This is a genomic window from Mesorhizobium sp. M1078, assembly GCF_040318615.1.
Classification (GTDB): domain Bacteria; phylum Pseudomonadota; class Alphaproteobacteria; order Rhizobiales; family Rhizobiaceae; genus Mesorhizobium.
The window spans coordinates 1-2,533 of record NZ_JAMYMP010000081.1; the positions used below are offsets into that span (position 1 = coordinate 1).

The window sequence follows — 2,533 nt, forward strand, 5'->3', positions numbered from 1 at the left end:
GTCGACCAGTTCTCGACGGCAACCCTTCAGTCGTTCGAGCGTGCCGACCTCATCCTCGCCCATGAGCGTGCTGTAGCCGACCACGTCGGCAGCAAGGATCGCGCTAAGCCTTCGCTCCATGTGCGGTTGTCCTGCCTCCCTAGCTCAAAGCTTCGCTGAGCGTATTCGACTGGCGTTTCGAATGCGAGCATGCTTGGCCTACTGGACAGCGATAATGCAACCACGTCGTTTTGAAGACATTGCCCTCATGGCTCAGCCTTGTGCGAAACCGGATGTTGCCGCATGGCTGATGTGGGTCGAGATCGGCCTCTGTCGTTCTTAACTGGCCACAAGCGGACTTACTGGTCCCGGCCCCAAGGCTGCCGGTCAGCAATGCGCCTCATTTCGGTCGTTCAGGCCGCGCTGACGGTTTCCTGAAAGCTGCCTGTCCGTTCAGCCTATTGTCCGGCGAGGAGATCGGCACAATTCGGCATCCGCCATCGTAACCGCAATTCGTCATCTCTCACCGGGTTGACAATCGCTCCTCAGGCGCCATGCTGCAGTGCAACATGGCTAGCTACGAAACCAGCATCATCAAATCGTCGCGCATCGAATGCCTGGACGGGCTTCGCGCGCTTGCGGCGATCTGGGTGCTGGTCGGGCACTGCATGCTTTTGACCGGCTGGCAAATTCCGATCGTCAGCGAGCCGGATCTCGGCGTCGACCTGTTCATCATGCTGTCCGGCTTCCTGATGGTGTTCCACTATCAGCTGCGCCAGGAAAAGGAGCCTTGGCAAAGACCGGAAACCTGGCTGAAATTCTGGACGCGCCGCTATTTCAGGATTGCGCCGCTGTTCTATGTCATGCTTTTCCTGGCGCTGGCGCTTGGCCCCTATCTCTACGATTGCAGGATCATCATCGACGATTTCCTCTCCAGATCGCACCAGGCGCCGGAACGCTACCTCGACGGCAGCCTGAAAAACATCGTCGCTCATCTCACCTTCCTGTTTGGGCTGGTGCCGAGCCTCGCCTATCGCACGCCGCTGCCTGACTGGAGCCTGGGGCTGGAGATGCAGTTCTATGCCGTGTTCCCGGCCGTCATGCTGCTGGTGCGCAGGCTGGACTGGATCAGGAGCGCCCTTGTGGTCGCGGCGGCCGGCTGCGTCATCGTGTTTGCGATGCGGCTGTTGTCGATCCATTTTCCGATGCCGTCCTTTCTGCCGCTGAAGATGCAGATATTCCTGTGCGGGATGCTGCTGGCCGGAGTCGTGCATCAGAGCCAGCCGCGATCTATCCTGTACTTGGCACTGGCGCTGCTGCTGGCGGCGCTGCCCTTTGGCGGCGATCAGGGGCTGGGCAAGCTTCTGGTGCGCGAAGCGCTGGTGGCGGGCTTCTTTGCCCTGGTTCTCTACCGCATGCTGCCTGGAAGGGCGGGAACGCTGGCGCGAGCGATCGCCGTGACGCTCAGCAACCGGTTCTTCCACCTGATGGGCGAGCTTTCCTTTAGCATCTACCTGATCCATCTGCTGGTGCTGCAGCCCGTCGCGGCGTTCGTCATCAGTGAGTTCGGCCACGAATTGTCGGCGCCGCTGCGCTTCGCCATCGTCGTTGCCGTTGTGCTGCCGACGGTGACGTTGCTGTCCTGGATCACCTACACTCTGATCGAGGTCCCCGGCCAGAAGGCGGGCCGCTTCGTCGTCCAGCGCTTTGGCCGGAAAACTGCGCCGGTGCTCGAGAAGACCCCGGCGGAGTAGGGCGCCAAGTCAGCCAGTTCCCTCGATTGAATTCACCTACGACTGTGTCACGCCCTCTTGTGTGCGGCGAGATGAAGGCCGATGCCGCAGCAGGGACCGGATAATGTTGTCGTAGATGTAATTGGCGACAAGCGCGAGGCCACGAGAATGAGACAGGGCCAGATCAGCTTGTCGTCAACTGTCGCTTTGACGAATTTTTCCGAAGTTCAGCTTAAGACGGTGCGCCGACTCAGCCGGAACGGGCAGGCAAACCCTTCCCCTGCGCTGGCGCATGTCGCGGCGATTTCCTGCTGTGGTGGATAAGGCAACCGAACCGATGATCAAGATGAACATAGGGGCTGACTAGGCTAAGCGCTGGCGAGATCAAGCGGTACGCGGGGAGAAAAGGCGCTTGTCGCCCGCAACCTGTTCATGGGCAGTGGTTTTGGCGGTGATAATCATCTTGGCTGGTCTGATCGGGCACAAGGCCCACATCCTGCTGTAGTCTTCGGATCAATGGATTGCGCCAGCCCTCGATCGGGTGCATCTGCAAAGCAAAAGCCCGCCGCGTCTGGGCCGAGAGCGGCGGGCCGTCTTATTGCCGAGAGTTGAGCGCCCCTGCCACATGCAACTTTCGCGTTGGTGCACGAGTGCGGGCACATTCGACGAAAGCGATGCGCCTCGCGTCTGCCGTTTGGATCAGCTTCGCCATTGCCTCGCGCCCGCCGGTCGGCTGGCTGTCGAGGTGGCTGCCGATCAGCAGCGGCGGCAGGGTGGCATCCGTGCCCTCGCGGCGGATGAAAAGGTTTGCCATGGCGTCC

The 2,533-nt window shown here is 60.7% G+C and carries 2 protein-coding genes; one reads left to right on the top strand and one right to left on the bottom strand.

Annotated features, from left to right (window positions below):
* Window positions 1-548: 548 nt before the first annotated feature.
* Complete coding sequence (locus NKH38_RS33125; RefSeq protein WP_031214296.1) at window positions 549-1,733, top strand: acyltransferase family protein; 1,185 nt, start codon at window positions 549-551, stop codon at window positions 1,731-1,733.
* Between the two features lie 574 nt (window positions 1,734-2,307).
* Here NKH38_RS33125 and NKH38_RS33130 read toward each other — a convergent pair.
* Window positions 2,308-2,533, bottom strand: a 226-nt coding sequence (locus tag NKH38_RS33130) for a hypothetical protein (RefSeq protein WP_352904878.1), incomplete at its 5' end; no start/stop codon positions are given.

Coding starts and splice junctions, on each gene's coding strand:
- NKH38_RS33125 (WP_031214296.1), top strand. CDS start 549: ATGGCTAGCTACGAAACCAGCATCATCAAATCGTCGCGCATCGAATGC.